General features: G+C 44.9%; 18 protein-coding genes. 12 read left to right on the top strand and 6 right to left on the bottom strand.

The genetic code is table 11. The annotated features are described in order from the left end of the window. The first annotated feature begins 96 nt into the window (after positions 1-96). Positions 97-573 carry a TspO/MBR family protein gene (locus F6J99_RS21680; RefSeq protein WP_293115203.1) on the top strand — a complete coding sequence of 159 codons (477 nt, stop codon included), beginning with the start codon at positions 97-99 and terminating at the stop codon, positions 571-573. Positions 574-603: 30 nt separating this feature from the next. Here the strand turns inward: F6J99_RS21680 and F6J99_RS21675 are convergent, their stop codons facing one another. Both F6J99_RS21675 and F6J99_RS21670 read right to left on the bottom strand, forming a co-directional pair. Then, positions 604-726 carry a hypothetical protein gene (locus F6J99_RS21675; RefSeq protein ID WP_293115201.1) on the bottom strand — a complete coding sequence of 41 codons (123 nt, stop codon included), beginning with the start codon at positions 724-726 and terminating at the stop codon, positions 604-606. Between the two features lie 196 nt (positions 727-922). Continuing rightward, positions 923-1,642: a pentapeptide repeat-containing protein gene (locus tag F6J99_RS21670; protein ID WP_293115199.1), complete on the bottom strand. Its 720-nt coding sequence runs from the start codon at positions 1,640-1,642 to the stop codon at positions 923-925. A gap of 420 nt (positions 1,643-2,062) precedes the next feature. On the opposite strand from F6J99_RS21670, the gene F6J99_RS21665 reads away from it, so the two are divergent. Together F6J99_RS21665 and F6J99_RS21660 are read left to right on the top strand one after the other, a co-directional pair. Then, on the top strand, positions 2,063-4,387 hold the full coding sequence (locus F6J99_RS21665; RefSeq protein WP_293115197.1) for a serine/threonine phosphatase: 2,325 nt from the start codon (positions 2,063-2,065) through the stop codon (positions 4,385-4,387). A gap of 407 nt (positions 4,388-4,794) precedes the next feature. After that, positions 4,795-6,018: a protein kinase gene (locus F6J99_RS21660; protein WP_293054756.1), complete on the top strand. Its 1,224-nt coding sequence runs from the start codon at positions 4,795-4,797 to the stop codon at positions 6,016-6,018. Positions 6,019-6,444: 426 nt separating this feature from the next. Here F6J99_RS21660 and F6J99_RS21655 read toward each other — a convergent pair whose 3' ends face one another. After that, positions 6,445-6,663, bottom strand: a complete 219-nt coding sequence (locus F6J99_RS21655; RefSeq protein ID WP_293115195.1) for a DUF4327 family protein — start codon at positions 6,661-6,663, stop codon at positions 6,445-6,447. A gap of 275 nt (positions 6,664-6,938) precedes the next feature. On the opposite strand from F6J99_RS21655, the gene F6J99_RS21650 reads away from it, so the two are divergent. The 7 genes from F6J99_RS21650 (at position 6,939) to F6J99_RS21620 (ending at position 17,187) form a co-directional block, all read left to right on the top strand. Beyond that, positions 6,939-8,876 (top strand): S9 family peptidase, encoded by a 1,938-nt coding sequence (locus F6J99_RS21650; protein ID WP_293115192.1) that lies wholly within the window; start codon positions 6,939-6,941, stop codon positions 8,874-8,876. Between the two features lie 112 nt (positions 8,877-8,988). Continuing rightward, on the top strand, positions 8,989-9,576 hold the full coding sequence (locus tag F6J99_RS21645) for a rhomboid family intramembrane serine protease (protein WP_293115190.1): 588 nt from the start codon (positions 8,989-8,991) through the stop codon (positions 9,574-9,576). Positions 9,577-9,910: 334 nt separating this feature from the next. After that, positions 9,911-10,153, top strand: coding sequence for a TIGR02450 family Trp-rich protein (locus F6J99_RS21640; RefSeq protein WP_008181697.1), 243 nt, complete (start codon positions 9,911-9,913; stop codon positions 10,151-10,153). A 430-nt stretch (positions 10,154-10,583) separates the two neighbouring features. Beyond that, a complete protein-coding gene (locus F6J99_RS21635) occupies positions 10,584-11,264 on the top strand; it encodes a hypothetical protein (protein WP_293115188.1) in 681 nt (226 codons plus the stop codon). 122 nt (positions 11,265-11,386) lie between these two features. Further along, positions 11,387-14,026, top strand: coding sequence for an OmpA family protein (locus F6J99_RS21630; RefSeq protein WP_293115186.1), 2,640 nt, complete (start codon positions 11,387-11,389; stop codon positions 14,024-14,026). Positions 14,027-14,301: 275 nt separating this feature from the next. Further along, positions 14,302-14,841 carry a Rab family GTPase gene (locus tag F6J99_RS21625; RefSeq protein WP_070391550.1) on the top strand — a complete coding sequence of 180 codons (540 nt, stop codon included), beginning with the start codon at positions 14,302-14,304 and terminating at the stop codon, positions 14,839-14,841. 309 nt (positions 14,842-15,150) lie between these two features. Continuing rightward, on the top strand, positions 15,151-17,187 hold the full coding sequence (locus F6J99_RS21620; protein WP_293115184.1) for a serine/threonine-protein kinase: 2,037 nt from the start codon (positions 15,151-15,153) through the stop codon (positions 17,185-17,187). 208 nt (positions 17,188-17,395) lie between these two features. On the opposite strand, the gene F6J99_RS21615 is transcribed toward F6J99_RS21620, so the two are convergent. Continuing rightward, positions 17,396-18,823: a serine/threonine-protein kinase gene (locus tag F6J99_RS21615; protein WP_293115182.1), complete on the bottom strand. Its 1,428-nt coding sequence runs from the start codon at positions 18,821-18,823 to the stop codon at positions 17,396-17,398. Between the two features lie 46 nt (positions 18,824-18,869). Here F6J99_RS21615 and F6J99_RS21610 point away from each other — a divergent pair, with 46 nt between their 5' ends. Beyond that, the gene (locus tag F6J99_RS21610) at positions 18,870-19,148 is read left to right on the top strand and encodes a four helix bundle protein (RefSeq protein ID WP_293115180.1); all 279 of its coding nucleotides are present in this window, start codon (positions 18,870-18,872) and stop codon (positions 19,146-19,148) included. A 37-nt stretch (positions 19,149-19,185) separates the two neighbouring features. Next, the gene (locus tag F6J99_RS21605) at positions 19,186-19,503 is read left to right on the top strand and encodes a four helix bundle protein (RefSeq protein WP_293115178.1); all 318 of its coding nucleotides are present in this window, start codon (positions 19,186-19,188) and stop codon (positions 19,501-19,503) included. An 82-nt stretch (positions 19,504-19,585) separates the two neighbouring features. On the opposite strand, the gene mdh is transcribed toward F6J99_RS21605, so the two are convergent. Both mdh and F6J99_RS21595 read right to left on the bottom strand, forming a co-directional pair. Then, positions 19,586-20,557: a malate dehydrogenase gene (gene mdh, locus F6J99_RS21600; protein WP_293115176.1), complete on the bottom strand. Its 972-nt coding sequence runs from the start codon at positions 20,555-20,557 to the stop codon at positions 19,586-19,588. 368 nt (positions 20,558-20,925) lie between these two features. Then, positions 20,926-21,147, bottom strand: coding sequence for an NAD(P)H-quinone oxidoreductase subunit O (locus F6J99_RS21595; RefSeq protein WP_009149183.1), 222 nt, complete (start codon positions 21,145-21,147; stop codon positions 20,926-20,928). Between the last annotated feature and the right edge of the window lie 244 nt (positions 21,148-21,391).

Genomic DNA, 21,391 nt, shown 5'->3' with positions numbered 1-21,391 from the left:
CCCCATCTCCCCATCTCCCCATCTCCCCATCTCCCCCTCTCCCCATCTCCCCATCTCCCCACCCCCAGACTTGATATTAGGAGCAAGGCCAAAATCATGATTAAATCTTGGATGGTAATTGCAGCGGTAACCCTGCTAGTAGCATTCGCTGGTAACTTAATCACCAGACCCGAAGGAGTCAGATGGTTCTATCGCTTACGTCGTCCGCAATGGCTCACCTTCGAGGGAGCAATTCCCCTGATCTGGATAACTATCTTTATTTGCGGTGGTTGGTCAGCCTATATAGTTTGGGAAAATGACCCAGGTAGCCGAAGCACCTGGTTGTTGATGGGTTTATATCTACTACTAGAAATCATCACCATGGCTTATACACCAGTCATGTTCCTGTTTCGTAGCCTCACCGTTGGCACCATTATTGGTGGCACAGGTGCCTTATTAAGTATTATCCTGGCTTTACTAATTTATCCTGTATCTCTCGTAGCGTTCTTGCTGCTACTTCCCTACATGATTTGGAGTCCGATTGGTACCTACACTACTTGGGAAATGAGGCGACTTAATCCAGGAGCAGCCTAATTTTTGGCGTTGCTTAATAATGGAATGATTTTAAGCGTTTTTAGGTGCGCTTGACCTAGGCACATCAGGCGTGGAAGCGATGCAGCGCGGTCTTGGGGAGGCAGTGCGGTCTTGGGGGTTCCCCCCATGAGCAACTGCCGTGGTTTCCCCCATGAGCGACTGCATCAAGACACTGGCATCTTGCCAGTTTCAATATATTTTCGGTGGAACTGGCATCTTGCCAGTTTCAATATATTTTCGGTGGAACTGGCATCTTGCCAGTTTCAATATATTTTCCGGCGGGCAGGATGCCCACTCTACTCGTATTCATTCCAAGATTGACGCAACGCCTAATTTTTTTTCCCAGAGATTAGTAATCATCCGTTCCATAAACAGTTTTGCCATCAGGCATAACCGCAAATTGTAAATCAGCGCCTTTTAGATTAGTGCCCTTTAATACCGCATCTTGCAAATTGGCGTAACGCAAATTGGCTTTATAAAGGTTAGCCCCAGTGAGATTAGCCTCCCTCAAAATTGCACCATAAATACTAGCATGACTCAAGTCAGCATGCTCCATATTGGCACCAGTCAAGTCAGCTTCTCGAAGCTCCGTACGATTAAGAATAGCAGCACTTAAATCAGCATTAGCCAATCGGATATTGAGAAGAGTAGCATCACTAAGATCAGCACCTTTTAAGTTAGTATCTTTAAAGTCAGCGCCATCTAAGTCAGCAGAGGTTAACTTGGCGTTTTCTAAACGAGCACCAATTAGTTTAGCATCTTTGAGTTTAGCCTTCTCTAGGTTAGTATCCGATAAGTTAGCTTGGCTAAAGTCAGCTCGGCTAAAGTCAACTCCACTTAAGTCAAGTCCACTCAAATCAATACCGATGAGATCACACTCTACACAGGTCTTGGTTTTTAACATTAACTCAAGCACTTTTGTTTTGGCTTGTTGATGTTGAATTCTCTTACTAGAGTTATCATTAGTTTTTAGGGATATGCTGACCTGTTCCGCAGATGATAGATGAAGAGCAATTGGTATAGTTGCCCCGAAGATGACAGCAATGATTAAAGCTAGTTTAATGTTCATCAACAAAAGCTTGCCCAGATTGACCTGAGAGTAGCCCTCTACTTAGATAGATACAAGATATTTTTCGCCCCTACCGGAATAAAAGTTTAAACTTTTGTATATAGCTGCTTCAGCTGTTGGCTGTAGTAAGAGGAGAGGCTTTGCCAGAACGGACCGATAATAGAGCTAGTTTGCCGTTTGCTTGCCCTCACCCTCTGCTCCCTGGTTAAACTATAGGGTGTAGCCTAGAAAAAAAATAGTTACTTAAAAAATTTCTCTGATTATAGCATGACATGGCACGAGAGCGTAAAAATTGGAATCAGGCTATGCTGCTAAAAGCTGCCATCATAGATGACAGCCTGGCCAACTAGATGGCAGTTAGATTAACTCTTAAAAGTTACCCACCAAAGCGCGGAATTTAAGGATTAAGGAAGTTCCATTATGTTAGTTTGTCCCCAGTGTCAGTTCGAGAACCCAAATACCAACAAGTTTTGTCAACGATGTGGAACTTCCCTAACCGATAAAAGTTGTCCTGAATGCGCTACCCAAGTGCCGCTAAATGCTGAAACTTGTCACAACTGCGGTGCCTTCACAGGAACGGTTTGGAGGGCAATTATTTCTAAGCAGCAAAATTCGCCAACGTCCCTCCAGGATTCTCCTCAAACCCCGGTTGAGGTGTCAGACTGCTCAGCTGAGCAGGCTACCCCAGTAGCAGTGTCACAACCACAGTCTGACCAGACCGAGAGGGCACTAACCCAGGCAGAATCATCCCTAGAAACAACACAAGAGTGGCTAACTGCATCGGATACTATACTAATTGAGTCAGGGGATGATGCTACCTTATCCCAAGCATCAACACTGTTGGCTGATGAAGCATCAATAAACAACAGCAGTGGCTCAGATCAAGTGGAACTAGAATCTGGGGAGGAGCCATTACTAGAGATTACGCCAATAGAGGAGAAACCTCAATCTACTGAAGCTTCGACCTGGTCAATTCCTAATCTCGAAAACCCAACTTCTCAGACAGCAACAATTGTCTATCTAGACCAGGGTAAGCGTTACAGAGTACTAGAACCTGAGAAAATCAGATATCAGATAGAGGAAAGTAAGACAACAGACTATAGTATCTTTGTAAAAGTTTTGGACTGCCAACCGTTACAAAAGTCTCCCCTAGAAGCCCTGATTACTCAAACAAAATTGTCTCCAGAGAAATTTGATCTATCGACAACTCTAGAGCAGCCAAAACCTTCCTCGAAAGAAAACGTAGACGTTTGGAAAGTCCTAGATATCCCACAAAGTGCTAAACCCTATTTGGCTCTTAAGGACTTATGTTACCCTAGCGTGCCAGAAATTCATGATGTTTGGCAGCAAAATGGTAAGGTGATAATCCTGCTAGAAAACCGTTCAGAATGGCAGTTACTGAGTAATTTGTGGGGTTCTGAAGAGTTTTCTAAACTGCAAATTTTATACTGGCTCGATGAAATGGCAAAGCTTTGGCAAGCTCTAGAGCCTTGGCATTGTCGTCAGAGTTTGTTGGAACTGACGAATCTCCGGGTGGATGAAGACCAAGCACTAGGTTTGGAGCGTCTCTATCTCGAAAGGGAGGAAAATCCCCTAAGCCTAGAGGATTTGGGACAACTGTGGCAACGATTATTTAACCAGTCCCAGCGAACCCAATTTACCTCCTTGTCAACGGTTGTCCGGCAGTTGTGTACTAAAGAAATTGAAACTATTGAGGAATTGCGATCGCATCTGCAAGGGATTGCTGACGAACAAGAATATGACCTATACGACTCCGGTATGCAATTAACTGAGGCTGTACTCTCAGAAATGGCAAGGGCAGACACTGAACCTCCTGATAGCGAAGAATTATTATCTGATCTATCCGCAAAAGAGCAACAAGGGGATGAAATGCCAACGGTACTGTTGCCAATGAGCTTGCAGAGTCTTGATGATCTCGGTATTACAGACATTGGTCATCAAAGAGATCATAATGAGGATTGTTTTGGCATCCAGACCCAAGTCAAAAAGCAGGAAAATCCTATTGGTCGAACTATACAAGCTCGTGGTTTATATATTCTCTGCGATGGCATGGGAGGGCATGCGGCTGGGGAAGTAGCCAGTTCTATGGCAGTAGAAGTACTCCAGAATTACTTTAAAGAAAATTGGCAAGACCAGTTTCCCACAGAAGATAGTCTCAGGAAATCCGTCTATGTAACAAATCAAGCGATTTTCGATATCAACCAAGAAAATGCTCGCTCTGGCAGTGGTCGAATGGGTACGACTCTAGTCATGATGTTGATTGAAAATACCAAGGTAGGGATTGTCCATGTCGGAGATAGTCGGGTCTATCGGCTAACTCGGAAACGAGGCTTAGAGCAAATCACTATAGACCACGAGGTGGGTCAACGAGAAATCCAGCACGGAGTAGATCCAGAGCTCGCTTACTCTCGCCCTGATGCCTATCAACTAACTCAAGCCCTTGGACCGCGTAGTGAGCAATTCCTAAATCCCGATGTGCAATTCATAGATATCGCAGAAGATAGTATATTCTTACTTTGTTCTGATGGTTTGTCAGATAATGACCTGTTGGAAAATCACTGGCAAACTCACTTAGCACCTTTACTCAGTTCCCGAGCTAGCCTCGATCAGGGTCTGGCTAACTTGATTGAGCTGGCAAATGAGCATAATGGTCACGACAACATTACACTAATCCTAGTTCGCGTGAAGGTGCGACCAAACTTGGCTCAACCAAGATTAAATTAGGTCATTAGTTGTTTGTCATGAGTCATTAAGTAGTCGGAAAAAAGTAAAATTAACTGTTGCAATAGGGTTGAGGCAACAGGGAATCACCCGAACAGAAGGACTTTTGGCAATTTTACAAAAGTTAATACGTCCAGCTACTTAGTTAGTCATTAGTCATTAGTTGTTTGTTATTAGTCATTAGGTTATTAGTTGTTTGTCATTAGTCATGACAGTCGTTACTTGTATGTCATTAGTAGCTGCCAGTATATTCTGGTTAGTCACTTTGGACAAAGGACAAAACCGACAAAGGACAAAACCGACAAAGGACAAAACCGACAAAGGATAAAACCGACAAAGGACAAAACCGACAAAGGATAAAACCGACAAAGGACAAAGGACAAAGGACTTTGGACAAAGGACAACTGACTATGGTCACACTGACCCTCTTAGATCCGTTAAGCCCCACTCCAGTGCAGCAGTGGAGCTTTCAGAGCAAATCTACGATTCGCATTGGTCGTGCTCCTGATAATGATGTGATTGTCGATGACCCAATCGTGTCACGACATCACCTGGAACTCAGGGCTAGTGCTTCCCCATCGGGTCCGATGTGGCAGTTGGTCAATCAGGGTGCCAATGGCACCTTCCTAAATGGTGTCTTGGTTTCCCAGGGGGTGCTGCCGGAAAAGGCTCTGATTCAGCTAGCCCAGAAAGGTCCACTGCTGCAATTCCAAGTTCAAACCCAGCAACTACCTGCCCTAGCACCCAAGCCCTTGGCTGAGACTACTAAGCCATGCCAACACCAAGGCAATGCACCAGGCAATTTGTTCTGTATTCACTGTGGTCAACCCTTGGTGCCAGTCGAGCGAGTCATTCGCAACTACCATGTTTTGCGAACCTTGGGACAGGGGGGAATGGGAACCACTTATCTTGCCTGGGACAAAGTTAACAGCAAAGATGGATACCCACTCCTACTAGTACTCAAGGAAATGAATGCTGACATGGCTCAAATTTCCAAGGCTCAAGAACTGTTTGAACGAGAGGCTCGCACCCTGAAAACCCTGAATCATCCCGGAATTCCCCAGTATTACGACTTTTTTGTGGAAGGGGGTAAAAAATACTTAGCAATGGCTCTGATTCACGGTGAAGATTTAGAAAAACGTGTCTTGAGCACTGGACCAGTTATCTTGCCCCAGGCAGTAGAGTGGATGATTCAAACTTGCGATATCTTAGACTACATCCACGATCGGCAGCCGCCTCTAATCCACCGAGACGTTAAGCCGGCGAATTTGATGGTGCGCCATCGAGATAACCGAATTGTCATGTTGGATTTCGGTGCTGTTAAAGAAATTGGCACTATACCAGGTACACGGATTGGAGCGGAGGGATATAGTGCTCCTGAACAAGACCGAGGTCAGCCTTGCACTCAATCGGATCTTTACGCCATTGGCCCAACTTTAATCTTTCTGCTCACCGGGGAAGCGCCTCTAAAATATTATCAAAGGCGTAGTTCAGGATATCGGTTTGATGTATCAGGCGTTCCCACTGTTACTCCCCAATTAAGGAAAGTGATTGAGCGGGTTTGTCAACCAAGGGCTTGCGATCGCTACCAAACGGCAAAAGAACTGATGCAGGCTTTGGTTGCTTGTATTTAGGAGTCGGCGTTAATCAATATGAGCAGAAATTTAACGGGGATAATTTGGCGGTCACTAGTGATTAGGATCAGGAAAATCAGGGAATAAAGAAAGTATATACTCACCCTACCGGCAGGTATTCCTCATCCATGACCAAGCTCCACCGATTGAAGCGTGGACGCCAAACGGAAGCGAAAGAAGTCATATCAAGTCCGGTTAATTACTTCTCAAAATGGTTGATCACCGTTGATCGCCTTTTGAAAATTGTTGATTTTTAATTGTTAATAGCTAATTGTCAATAGCAAATTAACCACTGACAACTTTCAATTCTCAATTTTCATTCTTACGAACAAATAGGTGCGCGCTTCCTAGGCCGCGAGGGATTGCTCGCGGTCTAGGGTCGCACCTGATGAGATAGATAAGTATTTAACCTCAAATTGGATCAGATCATTCTTCGTCCCAGGCTTCCACAGCTAGTAAGTCACTGATCGGGTCTTGCATGGTAAACCCGAATTCAGTCAGTTCCTGTTTCCAGTGGGACCATTCGTCGCCATAGAGCAGGGCAATTTTCCAAAGGCTGTCACTGGGTTTAATAATTTTGGATTCCGCCAGTGAACGCACATGGCGTTGCAACTTCACCATGGGGTGAGTAACTGTTTGAGTCATACTCTAAAATCTCTAAATCAATTCTGTTGTTAGATTGGCTTTTGCGAATACCTGAACTACAATGCTTCCCCTTTGCGGTAATGCGCCGATCTGTAGAGTTTTGTACGGCAAGGAAGCCCCTCTATACTCTTTTAGCGCAATTGGATGCATTTAAGCAAGCCCGATTTGGGTAAATGTACGGGAATCCCTACTTTAACGCTAACCATGGACACGTAGTCAGGTTATGATAGTAGATAGAGCCCAAGCAAGTTAGAGGCAATTACAGCAGTTTTTCCATGACCCAACCAGCACACCTTGCCCCCTATGGTGCCTGGAAATCCCCTATTAGCGCTGACATGATTGTTCAAGGCAGCGTTCGGTTGGGCAGCATTGCCCTTGATCAAAAGGATGTTTACTGGATTGAAGGGCGACCTGCAGAAGCTGGACGCAATGTAATCGTGCGACGCACCCCTGATGGCAAAAGTGTTGATATGACTCCCGAGCCCTTCAATGCTCGGACTCGGATTAACGAGTATGGTGGTGCTGCTTTTGCTGTTAAGGATGGCACAATTTACTTCTCTAATTTTGCTGACCAACGTCTGTACCAACAAACCCCAAGCTCCAAACCCCAACCCCTAACCCCTATAGCTAACTGGCGCTATGGTGATGGGGTAATTGACCAGCAACGGGGACGTATAATCTGTGTGCGAGAAAACCACACAGTGGATGGGGAACCAGTAAATACCTTGGTTAGCATCAGCCTAGAAAACGGTGAAGATATTCAAGTGCTAGCCTCTGGCTGTGACTTTTACTCCTCGCCGCGCCTAAGTCCCGATTGCTCTAAACTGGCGTGGCTAAGCTGGAATCATCCCAATATGCCCTGGGATGGTACTCAACTCTGGGTAGCTCCAATCTTAACCGATGGTTCTATAGGTGTTGCAGAGGCTATTGCTGGTGGGGTAGATGAGTCGGTATTTCAGCCAGAGTGGTCACCAGATGGTGTGCTTTACTTTGTTTGCGATCGCACTAATTGGTGGAATCTCTACCGCTGGCAACCAACCCAAGGGGAAATCGAACCCCTGTGTGAAATGGAAGCCGAGTTTGGACTACCCCAATGGGTCTTTGGGATGTCTACTTATGGCTTCGATGGTGCGAATCGAATCATATGTACCTATACTCAGGCAGGAAACTGGCATTTAGCTAGTATTGACCTAAAAACGAAGCAGCGGTCGGACATTGCTACACCATACACCAGTATTTCCGACCTAAAGGTAGCTGATAATCAAGCGGTTTTTATCGCTGGTTCTGTAACAGAAGCAAGCGCTATTGTTCAGTTGGACTTGACAAATGGACAAATCAATGTATTGAGGAAGTCGAGTGAGTTAGCTATCGATACTGGCTATCTATCGCGGCCTCAAGCGATCGCATTTCCGACAACTAATGGACTGACCGCCTATGGTTTCTTCTACCCACCACAAAACCAAGACTACACCGCACCAAAGTCCGAAAAACCACCCCTAATTGTTAAAAGCCACGGTGGACCTACGGCAGCGACTTCCAGTGCGTTTAACCTAAAAATTCAATACTGGACCTCTCGTGGTTTTGCCATGCTAGATGTCAACTATGGTGGGAGTACTGGCTATGGGCGGGACTATCGTCAGCGCCTGAAAAACAACTGGGGGATTGTAGATGTTGATGACTGCACCAATGGCGCGCAATACCTAGCTGAGCAAGGACTAGTTGATGGTGAGCGACTGGCCATTGCTGGGGGGAGTGCTGGGGGGTATACAACTCTAGCTGCTCTGACATTCCGAGATGTGTTTAAAGCTGGCGCTAGCTACTACGGTATCAGTGATTTGGAGGTACTAGCCAAGGATACCCACAAATTTGAATCCCGGTATCTAGATGGCTTGATCGGTCCTTATCCAGAACGTAAACATTTATATCAACAGCGATCGCCTATTCATTTCACAGACCAACTGTCGTGTCCTGTAATTTTCTTCCAGGGGCTAGAAGACAAGGTAGTTCCTCCTAGTCAAGCAGAAATGATGGTGGCAGCTTTGAAGGCTAAGGGGTTACCTGTAGCCTATGTCACCTATGAAGGGGAGCAACACGGTTTTCGTAAAGCAGAAACGATTAAACGGACTCTCGAAGGGGAGTTGTATTTTTATTCCCGGGTATTTGGATTTGACCTAGCAGAGGCGATAGAACCTCTAACTATCTATAATTATTAGTCATTATTGAATTACGTTAATGTGTAGACATGGCTCAAGACCTGCGAAGTAAGCCAATGTCGCTATTTGTCTATTGGTTTCGATACTATTTTTCACCATAAACTGATCAACCATGACTAGGCAGGAAAGAAAATCAATAACCAGTGAGTTACAAACTCAGGCAATCATCCTCGGTGGATGGGTCGCTCTGATGTGGATTGTAGAGCTGGTGGATATATTCGTTTTTGGAAGGAAACTTGATCTATATGGCATCCTCCCCCGTAACCCGATTGGGTTGCGGGGTATTTTATTTGCCCCTTTTCTCCACGGCGGTTTTTCTCATCTGATTTCCAACACTATACCTTTTCTTGTCCTAGGCTGGTTTGTAATGTTGCAAGAAACTAGCGACTTTTTCGTCGTTACCACCATCACCATGCTGGTTGGTGGTCTTGGGGTTTGGTTGTTGGGCGCTCCCAATTCAGTTCACATTGGGGCAAGTGTGCTGATCTTTGGCTATCTAGGTTTTCTGCTATTTAGAGGCTTCTTTGAAAGAAACCTACCCTCAATTTTTCTATCAATTCTAGTCGGCTTCCTCTATGGTGGTTTAGTTTGGGGTGTCTTACCCTCACAGCCCCATGTATCTTGGCAAGGACATTTATTTGGTTTTATCGGCGGTATCCTAGCCGCACGTCTACTGGCAAAGCGTAAACTCTCTTCGTAGTGCTAAGTTTTGACTACTCAGTGTGAAAATAGAACCAGACAGACTTTGTGGGTCTGCAACAGATTTAAACTATCTGTCTGCTGGTGTGAGTAATATGTTTTGAGTAGAACTAGAGAAACTTTTATCAAGAATTATGGGTTCACGTAGTGTCTCCAAAGGAGAATCGCAGGGATTGTCGCTCCTTGGGTCAATTCTGAAAACCCAGTGTGAGTGCAATGTGTCACAGTCTCAATCTTCTAGGTATAACTTTTACGTATAACCAACAAAGAAAGAAAATTTTTTCCCTACGAACGCACTCACCACGCTCAAGCTTGATGATCAGACCATAGAGGAAATGGCTCAAAAACAAAAATTCCCTCATCTTGTGGGTTCAAAATGGACAGCTAAACAGAAAACTTGGGGCTGGCGGCATTTCCAAGTGGTCAATCGTAAAAACCAAGGAAAGTGGGTGTTTGCTGAAATGGTGGCTTCTTGTGACCCGAATGTCCGTTTTTGGCTAAATGCTAAACAGCTTAAAGATCCTGGCTTGTGGCAAGCAGGCTGGAAATCTTTAGCCGAAATCGAAAGCGAAGAGTAAGCAATCCCCGTTGATATGGTATCAACGGGGATTTTGATTCAAAATCTCATAAAAATCTGCCTGATCTGGCGATATGCCTATCTCCCGATCAATCTTCAAGATTGATGGATATTCAACTGGACTTGATATAACAGAGAACTTTTATCCCCATGCATAAATCCCACAAGCTTCCAGTTTGCCCTTACCAACCCCCTACTCGGTCAAGGCGAAATCCTTGGTGCAGAGGATTAAAAGTCTTGGCTGTAAGCTAATAGTAATAGGTTTTAGGTATTTTGTCTGGTTAGTGATGCGGCTCAAGATGTTTAACACACAAGGGTTCCGGTTCACAGCAGCATCTGATTGATAAGATAAATGGCACGCTCCTTGAATTCAAGGCAAGCTGGTAATTGTTTATGGTTCATTGTTTATTGTTTATTTGAGTTTTATTGCCATGGATGGAATCAATAAAGCAGAAATGCGGGAAAGACTGGGAAATCTTGAGAAGATACGTGATATAATAATAGGTTCTAAGCTGCGAGAGTATGATACTCGCTTCACGAAGATAGAGTCTGACTTATCCATGTGGCAGCAGGAAATACGCGATCGCGTTGAGCAGATCAAAACGACTCTGTCGAAAGAAATAGCTGCTGCGGTAGATTCCCTCGAAAAAAAAATAAGTAATCTTAGTTTAACTGCAGCCGAAGAGAGGAATGAGATTCAGGAGCGGGTTGAGCTGCTCAACAAAAAGTTTTCTAAGAGTATTGAGGTGCTTGATGAGACAGTCTACAAGCAGTCAAGCTCCCTAAAGAAGGAACTTTTGGAAACTAAAGAACAGCATCAGCAAGATGTGATCAATCTCAGAAAGCAGATCTTGGCAGAGCTGGAAACTAAATTTGCACAGTTCAAAGATGCCAAAGCCTCTAAAGCAGATCTCGGAGACATGTTGTTAGAGTTGGGTTTGAGGCTCAAAGGGACTGAATTGGTTCCAGCACTCAAAGAAGCTAGTGATCGGTTCTCTGGTTTACCACAGACCAAAGGTCATAATGCTACGGTTACTGATAAAACTGCTACTAATAATAATCATGATGACGAGCATCTCCAGTTAATCAAGCAAACTCAGACTTTGGAATAGACTTGGCACAGTCCTGCAATGCCAGCGACAAAAATTAACTTGATTTTCTCTAGATATTAGTTTTAAATCAAGGTGCGTTCGCTGATTTTTGCAAAAGGTTAAATAGTAACGGATAGCCACCAGTGGCATTTTCAAACCAAAATCCGGCTGAGAAGCATCAGCCGGAAAATTCTATTTCAGACTCAATTGAGGTCAATTCAAGCACAGAAGACGAGTTGAAGGATTTGCTGAATTTACTCGCTGACCTCAAAATTATTGATCAGACGGATCAACCTAGCCAACACTGTAACTCTGAGCAGCAAGGGATCACCTCTGATCAGGCAGACACTATTGAACAATCCCATTCATCCGGTGACCTTGAGGTTCCAGCTATTGAACCTCAAATCGACCATGGGATTAACAGCCTCCCGTCTAGGGTTCAGGAGAAAGAACCATTAGCTCAGAATCAAGGAGCTGATGCCATAGAAAGAGATCAACCCCAATCGTGCGGTGTGAAAGTATTTCGAGATCAGAGCCCATCACCACAGCTTCCTACACCAAAGGAGCATCTGCGGCAAATGCCTCAAAATTCCGAAGATCCAGTATTATCTGAGAATTTAGTCCAATCCGAAGCCACAGAAAGCAACCAAGACCTGGCATCACAGTCTGATCGGGACACCTCCGAGGAATTAGACACCTTGGCTGAGATTTTGCAAGAACTGGTGATATCTCCAGAAATGTCACAGTTTCGTGACCAGATAGAAACCCTAGCCCAAAGACAAGGCAGGCTTGAGCATCAGATTGATCAACCTCAAGAATTGATTAATCTATTGCTACCAGTGATGGCTAAGCTGCTGAATCTCACGGTAGCTCAGTTCAGTACCTCGGTGACCGATTCCCTGACTCCCATCATTGATGAAGTCATTGGCCACAGAACTCAACAGGATAAAGAGGGTGTGGGAGAAGCGATCGCTCCCGCAGTTCCAATAGCTATTTCCTCCTGCATCGAGAAGTGCCCAGAGGAAGTTGGGTTTGCGATCGCACCAGAAATGGCAGTAGCTATCCGGGAACAGATTACACTTAAGCGAGACGCGATTGGAAAAGCGATCGCACCAGAAATGGCAGTAGCTATCCGGGAACAGATTACACTTAAGCGAGACGCGATTGGAAAAGCGATCGCACCAGAAATGGCAGTAGCTATCCGGGAACAGATTACACTTAAGCGAGACGCGATTGGAAAAGCGATCGGACCAGAAATGGCAGCAGCTATCCGGGAACAGATTAGACATGAGCGAGACGCCATGGTACGTGCTCTGTATCCGGTCATTGGCAGTACCATTTCCAAATACTTAGCAGAAGAAATCCGAGCTATCAATGATAAGGTGGAAAACGCCCTCAGCATTGAAGGAATGATGCGTAAGATTCGCGCTAAGGTGCAGGGGGTTTCTGAAGCGGAACTGCTGTTTCGGGAGGTGATGCTGTTTCGGGCGCGAGCTATCTTTTTGATTCATAAAGACTCTGGTTTAGTGATTGCTGAGGTACAACCCTCTGACAGCCAGCATCTAGAGTCAGATATGGTAGCAGGGATGCTCACCGCTATCCGTAGCTTTGTCAATGACTGTATCGCTCAGTCTGGGGATGTGGCAGAAATCGATGCTATTGACTATGGTACATCCAAGATAATACTGGAAGTAGAGGGATATTGCTATCTGGCGGTGGTAGTTGAAGGGGAACCCACCCAACAATTCATTCATGAGTTGCGGGAAAGTCTAGAAACTATTGTTACCCATTATGGTAAACCGATCAGGTCTTTTGATGGGGATACTACAACTATCCCGGTGGGAGTCAAGGGAATTTTAGAAAATTTATTAGATCAATCCGTTAGTCAAGGGCGTCGTGATACTCAGGAAAATCGGAAAAAAGGCAAGAAACCGCCAGGCTTATTGGTGCTTGGCTTGGGGCTTCTGGGTTTAATCGCTGTATTTGGGGGAATTTATCAGCATAGGGCTAGAATAAACCGTCGCATTGAGCAAAAAACTCAACTTGCCCTCGCCTATTATGCCCCAGAAGTGGTTGATTATGGTTTAACAGTTAAAGCCCATCGCCAGATACTAAAGCTAGCTGGACAGCTACCGAATCAGGCTATGCGCTCAAACGTCGAGCAAATTGCCAAAGCTGCGGCTCCTAAATTAAAGTTGGATAATCGAATTGAGGTGATCGAACTCCCCTATACTCATGAGTTAACCAAAGCTCAAGTCCAACGGGTGAGCAACACCTTGAATCAAATGGATGGGGTAGTAATTTTAGCCTACTATACAGAAGGCAGGGTGACAGTAAACGGAGCCGTACTTTATGCTCAGGATTTTCCTAAGATTATCCAAGCCTTTGAGAACATTCCTGGTGTCAAGTCGGTCGAGAACAATTTACAACTCCAAGGATTAGACCTTACCAGCCGGATCTACTTTGATCTGGGTTCAGCCAAGTTGAAACCAGAGGATATAGGCACTAAAATCCGATTAATTAAGGAATTCCTGGAGCGCTATCCTCAAAAGCACCTGAGGATAATCGGCTACGCTGATCCTAGGGATAAACTTACCGAAAATCAGGGATTGGCTCAAAAACGAGCCCAAAAGGTAAAAAATGTGCTTGTTCAGCAAGGCATTGATCCAGAGCGACTGCAAGTGCGTGGGGTTGGCAAACGACCGCCAGATGTTGATGCTAGTCAACCGCTGTGGTTAAATCGATGTGTCGTATTTGATCAGTTTACCGAGAAACCCAATTGAAAGCGCCTTTGGTTGAGCCAGGAGATAACAACAAGTTATGGACTTTATTCCTTTGTTTATTAAATCTGGAATCAGGAGGTGAGCCAACTACTGCAATAGATCACTAATGCTAAAACTATACTGCTGTCTGGGAACATACGGTCGGTGATCAATAGGTGTTCAAGTCCGCTGAAGAAATCATACCGTAAACCTGTTCAGATGTGGAGCCACGCCCATCTCTTAACAACTGTTTACAATCCCCGAGAGTTCAAACCAGTTGTCAGCAACCAGTAACAATGTCCACTATTGATCGAAAAATTTGCCTAGTTGGAGACTTTGGTGTGGGCAAAACTAGCCTAATCCGCCGATTTGTGGAGGGTGTGTTTAGCGACCAATATCTTTCAACAGTTGGAGTGAAAATTTCCCGCAAAATCCTAAAATTTAAGGATGACACCCGATCAGAACTGCTGGATCTAAAATTGATGATTTGGGATTTAGAAGGTCATACTAAATTTAAGGGAATTTCACCAACATATTTAAAAGGAGCTCAGGGTGCAATTATTGTTGCTGATGTAACTCGCATTGAAACCATTGAGCACATTGTTCATCATATCGATCTGTTTTTATCCATCAATCCCAAAGGGGTGATTATTACTGCCTTAAATAAATCCGACTTAGTTGATCAAGAAAAACTGGAGCAATTGAAACAGATATTACAGAAAAAAACTGCCCAGCAAGACCAAGTCATAGCGAATTATTATACCTCAGCTAAAACCGGGTTATACGTCGATGACATATTTCAGGAATTAGGTTGCGGAACGCTTCAACAGGAATAATTAGTTATATATAGTTATATATAATAGTGCTTCTCATAGCTATGAGGTACACAATATTTTTTCCCAGATCCGCTGTTCCCTGTTACCTATTGACTAAAATCCAAAATTAAAATCCAAAATCTATATCACCTATTTTAGAAATGCTATATATCTTTATATATATATATAGCACAGTAGCTGATCTACCTATGCTTAGTCAACTACTGAGTCAACAGGTCACAGAATCGCACCCACTGTGTCAAGTCTCCGGGACCAAGCCCTGGGAAAAAATCTAACATCCAACATCCAACATCCAACATTCAAAATCGAATGACGCCCCTCTATTGTAGTAAAGGACATGAGAATCCCAATGGCAATAAGTTTTGCCGGGTTTGTGGCGAGATGCTGCCATCCTTAGCCAAAACCTTTGACACTGGGAAGATTCTGGGTGGTCGCTACCGCATCGTCCGGGAGTTGGGACACGGAGGTTTTGGACGCACCTATTTAGCTCAAGACCTTAACCGCTTTAATGAACCTTGTGTGCTAAAAGAATTTGCCCCCCAAGTTCAAGGTAACCACGCCTTACAAAAAGCAGAAGAACTATTTGAGCGGGAAGCGGGAGTTCTTTATCGACTGCAACACCCTCAAATTCCTCAATTTCGTGAGTTGTTTCAGGTACAACAACAGGACAAAGGCACCCTATTGTTGGTTCAGGACTATGTGGAGGGGCAAACCTACCGCGCTCTACTGGAGGCTCGCCGACCTCAGGGACTCCGGTTTAGTGAAGCAGAAGTGACTCAACTGCTAATCCAAATCCTGCCAGTCTTGGAATATATCCATTTTATGAGGGTGATTCATCGGGATATCTCTCCCGATAATCTGATTTTGCGCAGTACCGATGGTTTACCAGTGCTGATTGACTTTGGCGGTGTCAAAGAGGTAGCAGCAAATGTGGCATCGAAGTTCCTAGGGTCAAAGGTGGCTGGTCAAAATAAGCCGATAATAACTCGGTTGGGTAAAGTTGGCTATGCTCCCCCAGAGCAGATGCAAGGAGGAAGTGTTTTTCCCCACAGTGACCTCTATGCTCTAGGGGCAACTATATTAGTATTAGTGACTGGTCAGGAACCCCAGCAGATAATTGACCCCAATACCCTGACCTGGAACTGGCGGCAAGAGATCAGCCTTAGCTCTACCCTAGGTCGTATCCTCGATAAAATGCTTCAACCGAGACCAGGAGAACGGTACCAAAATGCCAAAGAAGTGCTGCGAGACCTCACCACTCACCTTCAATTTGCCAGTGACCCGCAATCAGCTCCATCACCCCCTCAGACTAAACCGACTTTAGCAGTTGCCCCTGGTTCCAAGCCAGTAGCGGTTAACCAGCCAGCAAGGCCAGCTACCGGAAGACCATTAACCACTTTTACGAACAATACCGTTTTAGACTGGCTTGGCAAGGTGGTTTTGGTATCTGTCTTAGCTGCTGCTGTATTTGGCTTTACCTTCTGGGCAACCAATTGGTGGTTCACCTTCCGCCCAATATCTGAGCGGGAACCCTCACCAAACGAATCACCCATCGAACCGGACATAAAGCCACCCGACTGGTTTACCAAGAACGAGGAAAACCGCAAGAAATTGCTAGATCAGCGTCGTGCCAATTTGGAGATTAACGAAAAGTTCTACGTTCAGTTAGTCAATGAGGCGTTTTGGGACAAGTACCCAAATCAACAAAAACGACAGCTAGGCAATGGATCACAGGATGCTCCGTTAAGAGAAGAGTGGGATAAACTGGCATTTGAGCTATTGACCCGGATTGAGTTGCTAAATTTGAGTCGGACGGCACGGAGAAGGTTGGGAAGCTATGGGACAGCAGATTTAAATGGCTGGAAGCAGGAAGTGAATAAGGTGCGCCTTTCTAGCCGTGCAGCTTATGATATTGCAGATTCTAAATTCTTTCATAAGTTTCCCGATCAGCGGGGTCAGGAGTTTATCAATAAGTCTATTGGTCAGGTGTGGCGAGGGATTGTTGGGGATACGATCCAAGCGTTGACATCAGGAAAATCCCTACAGCGCATTCAGTTTGCTGCTGGCGGAGTTCAACAAGTCAATGGAACCCTCCAGCCAGGAGACGGACAAGCGTTTACGGCTAAACTTTCTGGTGGTCAAGTCATGGAAGTGAGACTGGCTACCGATGTAAATGCCTTGTTTTCCGTTTATGCTCCGAGCCGTAAGACGACCCCCCTATTAGAAGACTCAACCAAACGCGACTGGATCGGGGAGCTGCCAGCATCTGGTTTCTATGAGTTTGTGGTAGTTTCTCAAGCTTCTGAACCGATTAATTATCGACTTAACTTTAGGGTTGAAGATTAGTGATTGGTAATTAGCTTCCGGCAAAAGAAACCCCACATCTGCTGTTATATTAATCAGAGTATTGCTAACAAGATACAATAATGACAGACCCAAATTTTGTAGCTGACAACGCTACTACCACAGAAATACTGGAACAAGTGCTATACATAAATATAGCAAACTCGCCGCTTTGGGATAGGATTGATCCAAAATGAACCAACCAAAATATCTAATTACTCAAATAAGCCTCTTGTTCCAAATTATCCAGTAAATCCTCAGCAATTTGATACCAAGCTTGCCGGAATTGAACATCCTCTTGTTTATCGGAAAGAGTCTTTCCTTTTAATTGGGGATATGTACTATAAAAAAATTGATCAACGTTCTGATAAAAACTCCCTGGATCAATGTTCAAATCTCGACAACGCTGATAGATTTGCTTTTGCCGTTGCTGCTCGGTGTTACTCACAGATGATTGAGAAGGCAATGATGGTATAGAGGGCAATTGCCAGGATATCTTCGGGAATTTTGGTGTAGGAAACCCTCCTCTGGCTACTGCTACCGTTCCAAACACTACTAATAAAGCAATGGACATAGAAAGACCAAAAAACTTTAGTTCACGGTTAGTGGATTGCTGTTTGCGATTGAGCACAGCAGTGAAGGTTGTTTTAATAGTTTGACCAGGAGCAGCAACTAAGGTAGCGATCTGGGTAAATAGTGTATTTGGTTGTTTATTTGGTAGCTTAGTTGGTAGCTTAGTTGGTTGTTTATTTGGTAGATTATTTGGTAGCTTAGTTGGCTGCTGGCTACTTACCGGCTGGGGAATTACGGTTAAGAGCGCTTCACTGACCTCTTGTGCTGACTGATACCGTTGTTTAGGAAGATTATCCAGCATTTTAGTCAACACCGATTTGAAGCTGGGGCTAATAGTTATCTCTTTCCAAAGCCAGGTAGCGTGATAACTATCATAAAGGTCTAGAGGCTGTTTACCGGTTAGCAATACTAAAGCAGTTACCGCTAAAGCGTAAAGGTCGCTAGTGGCATCAGCTTTGCCATATCGTAACTGTTCATCTGGGGAGTAACCCCGTTTGCCCACTTGAGTACCAATCACGTGTCCGGTTGATTGGACAATGGCAGTGGTTACCATTTCTTTGACACAACCAAAGTCAATTAATACTGGCTTGCCGTCAGAATTCCGTTTAATCAGATTATCGGGAGAAATATCCCGATGAATGATCTGCTTAGAATGAATATAATCTAAAACTGGCAAGATGTCTTGGAGCAGTTTAATCACATCTGCTTCCCTAAACTTTTGACCTTGGACTAAAAGCTGGTGATAGGTTAACCCTTCGACATAGTCTTGTACTAAAAATAGATAATTTTTACGACCGATACTGGTTCTAAGTAACTCTCGAAAACAAGGAATTTGCTTATGTCTGAGCTGGTATAACATGCCAGCTTCTCGCTCAAATAATTCTTGAGCTTTTTGTAACTCATAGTTGTTTTGAAGTTGGGGAGCAAATTCTTTAAGTACACAACGCTCTTGATAGCGATTAGCATCTTCAGCGAGATAGGTCCTTCCAAAAGTTCCTTGACCTAAGTCGCCTAAGATTTTATAGCGGTCTTTGATAATTGCTCCAGTTTTTAAGGTATTAGACATAATAGCCGCCAATAATTGATAATCTATAACGCTGGGTGTGGGGAGGGTGGGGAGTGTGGGAAGTGTGGGGAGGGTGGGGAGTGTGGGAGGGGTGGGAAGTTACTGGTCATCAGATAGGGGAGTGTGGGAAGATGGAGAGGACAGAAGAGAAGAGCGATGGCAATTAAAGAAGATCGGAAATATGGGAGCAGGAAAGGAAAAAGGGAAAAAGTATTTTAGAACTCATGAAGATTTGGTTATTTATCAATTGGCATTTGAGACAGCGATGCTAATTTTTGAACATTCTAAAAAGTTCCCAGTTGAAGAAAAATATTCATTGTCTTGATGCAAAGCGCGAGTGGGGGAAACCACGGCAGTTGCTCATGGGGGGAACCCCCAAGACCGCACTGCCTCCCCAAGACCGCGCTGCATCGCTAACTGATCAAATTCGTCGTTCCTCTCGCTCAGTCTGTGCTAATCTCGCAGAAGCTTGGAGAAAACGGAGATATAAAGCCGCTTTTGTAGCTAAACTCAATGATTGTGAGGCAGAGGCAGCAGAGACTCAAGTTTGGTTAACCTTTGCAGTGAAATGTCAGTATCTGACCGTCGAAGAAGTCAGAGAACTCTACGGAAATTACAATCAAATTCTTAGTGGATTAGTCAAGATGATTATCAATCCAGATAATTGGTTACTTGACTAACTTCCCAAGCTCCCCATTTCCCCATCTCCCCATCTCCCCATCTCCCCACACTTCCCACACTTCCCACACTCCCCACACTCTCTTAATGACCCAGCATCCCTTGTGCCTTCTTAATATTGTCACGAACTGATTCAGCGGATATCTTGAGGGAGGACAGTTCATAATCTGTCAACTTTAATTCCAAAATTTTTTCGATGCCTCGACACCCCAATCGGGTAGGTACTCCTATAAAAATATCTTCCAAACCATATTCACCCTGAAGGTAGGCAGCTGCGGTGATTTGGCGGGATTGGTTGTGTAAAATTGCTTGTACCATCAAACAGGCGGAGGATGCTGGGGCAAAATAAGCACTGCCTGTGCGCATCAGTTCTACAATTTCTGCTCCGCCTCGGCGAGTCCGTTCAATCAGGGCTTCTATCCGGTCTGGTGTCATCAGTTCGGTGATGGGAACACCACTAACGGTAGAGTAGCGTGGTAGTGGCACCATTAAGTCCCCATGGCCTCCGAGCACTACGGCATTCACATCCGCAACGGATACACCATTTTCCATGGCAATGAATGTCCGGAATCGGGTAGAATCCAACACCCCTGCCATGCCCATGACCCGATGGGGTGGTAAGTCAGTAGCTTGCCAGGCTAGATAGGTCATCACATCGAGGGGATTGGTGACCACGATTAACATGGCATCTGGGGATTTTGCGATCGCATTTTTAGCCGCTTCCACCACAATTTTGGAATTGATCTGTAGGAGGTCATCCCGACTCATTCCTGGTTTCCGGGGACTTCCTGCCGTAATCACCACCACATCGGAACCAGCAGTATCAGCATAGTCATTAGTTCCGATAATCTGGCAATCGTGACCTTCTATCCCCCTGGCCTCCATTAAATCGAGAGCAATGCCTTGGGGCATACCTGCTTTAATATCCAGGAGTACGACATCGGCCAGATTTTTCTCAGCAATCCGTTGGACAAGGGTGCTCCCTACTCTACCACCACCGATTACGGATACACGGTTGTCGTGGCAAGCAATTGGGGAGTTGGGATAAGGTACCATGATCGGAAGGGGTGAGTGGAAATGCGTTCGCGTAGCGTAGCCCAAAGGGCTAATCGCGCCCCGCGTGGCCTACGGCCAATCGCTTTTGCTGGAACTCCCCCAAAATTGGAGTATTTAGGGGGCTATGGGTGCCAAAGCTCACAAGGGTAGGTTTGTGAACATTGGGGCGAGTATGTACTTTCGTTACTTAGGAAGTATAAATATGTATCTTAAATATGTATCTATATATACATTATATACAATAATTTTCGGGATAATTCTCTCCATCTCGCCATTTCCCAGGGCTTGCGCGTTCACGGTTAGCTTTAAAAAAGCGCGGGGTCGCACCGCTCCCTACTCCCTACTCCCTACCCCCTACTCCCTACTCTTCAAGACGAGATTTCCAACTGGTCAATACGTAACCAAATGTTCGGGGTGGGTACCCGACCAAATTTGACCAGGGCATAATCCCCCTTGATATCAAGAATTTCCCCATCGGTTTCAAACAGATAAGAGGAAAAGCGGGGGTCACTTGCTTTGGCTTCCAGGCTACCCTCTAACTGGGCTTGGATAGCCCGAACCAATACTCCCTTTTTAATTTTCCCAGCCATAAAATCTCTTTTGTCTTTCCTCTTCTATTCTATCGGGGGAACGGGGAATCCGGAACAGGGAATTGGGAATCGGGTCGGGAATCGGGAATCGGAACCCACCCCTAATCCCTCCCAGGAGCAGGGCTAATTCATTGTGATGAGAGAAAATTAGGGGGGCCAGAAACTCGCGTAAACTATCAAAGTGACCTCAATATGGAACTCTGATAACATACCGATGAAGATCAATCAATTATGCTGTCAGTCG

The organism is Moorena sp. SIO4G3 (assembly GCF_010692305.1).
In the GTDB taxonomy this organism is placed as follows: domain Bacteria; phylum Cyanobacteriota; class Cyanobacteriia; order Cyanobacteriales; family Coleofasciculaceae; genus Moorena; species Moorena producens_A.
The sequence above is the reverse complement of the archived record's forward strand: the minus strand, read 5'-3'. Positions and strand labels throughout refer to the sequence as shown.

What these genes read in the sequence shown, in the direction of transcription:
- mdh (WP_293115176.1), bottom strand. Translation starts at nt 20,557, where the DNA reads ATGGTACCTTATCCCAACTCCCCAATTGCTTGCCACGACAACCGTGTA.
- F6J99_RS21655 (WP_293115195.1), bottom strand. Translation starts at nt 6,663, where the DNA reads ATGACTCAAACAGTTACTCACCCCATGGTGAAGTTGCAACGCCATGTG.
- F6J99_RS21645 (WP_293115190.1), top strand. Translation starts at nt 8,989, where the DNA reads ATGACTAGGCAGGAAAGAAAATCAATAACCAGTGAGTTACAAACTCAG.
- F6J99_RS21635 (WP_293115188.1), top strand. Translation starts at nt 10,584, where the DNA reads ATGGATGGAATCAATAAAGCAGAAATGCGGGAAAGACTGGGAAATCTT.
- F6J99_RS21605 (WP_293115178.1), top strand. Translation starts at nt 19,186, where the DNA reads ATGGGGGGAACCCCCAAGACCGCACTGCCTCCCCAAGACCGCGCTGCA.
- F6J99_RS21650 (WP_293115192.1), top strand. Translation starts at nt 6,939, where the DNA reads ATGACCCAACCAGCACACCTTGCCCCCTATGGTGCCTGGAAATCCCCT.
- F6J99_RS21615 (WP_293115182.1), bottom strand. Translation starts at nt 18,823, where the DNA reads ATGTCTAATACCTTAAAAACTGGAGCAATTATCAAAGACCGCTATAAA.
- F6J99_RS21640 (WP_008181697.1), top strand. Translation starts at nt 9,911, where the DNA reads ATGGCTCAAAAACAAAAATTCCCTCATCTTGTGGGTTCAAAATGGACA.
- F6J99_RS21680 (WP_293115203.1), top strand. Translation starts at nt 97, where the DNA reads ATGATTAAATCTTGGATGGTAATTGCAGCGGTAACCCTGCTAGTAGCA.
- F6J99_RS21625 (WP_070391550.1), top strand. Translation starts at nt 14,302, where the DNA reads ATGTCCACTATTGATCGAAAAATTTGCCTAGTTGGAGACTTTGGTGTG.
- F6J99_RS21620 (WP_293115184.1), top strand. Translation starts at nt 15,151, where the DNA reads ATGACGCCCCTCTATTGTAGTAAAGGACATGAGAATCCCAATGGCAAT.
- F6J99_RS21670 (WP_293115199.1), bottom strand. Translation starts at nt 1,642, where the DNA reads ATGAACATTAAACTAGCTTTAATCATTGCTGTCATCTTCGGGGCAACT.
- F6J99_RS21665 (WP_293115197.1), top strand. Translation starts at nt 2,063, where the DNA reads ATGTTAGTTTGTCCCCAGTGTCAGTTCGAGAACCCAAATACCAACAAG.
- F6J99_RS21595 (WP_009149183.1), bottom strand. Translation starts at nt 21,147, where the DNA reads ATGGCTGGGAAAATTAAAAAGGGAGTATTGGTTCGGGCTATCCAAGCC.
- F6J99_RS21660 (WP_293054756.1), top strand. Translation starts at nt 4,795, where the DNA reads ATGGTCACACTGACCCTCTTAGATCCGTTAAGCCCCACTCCAGTGCAG.
- F6J99_RS21675 (WP_293115201.1), bottom strand. Translation starts at nt 726, where the DNA reads ATGGGGGAAACCACGGCAGTTGCTCATGGGGGGAACCCCCAAGACCGC.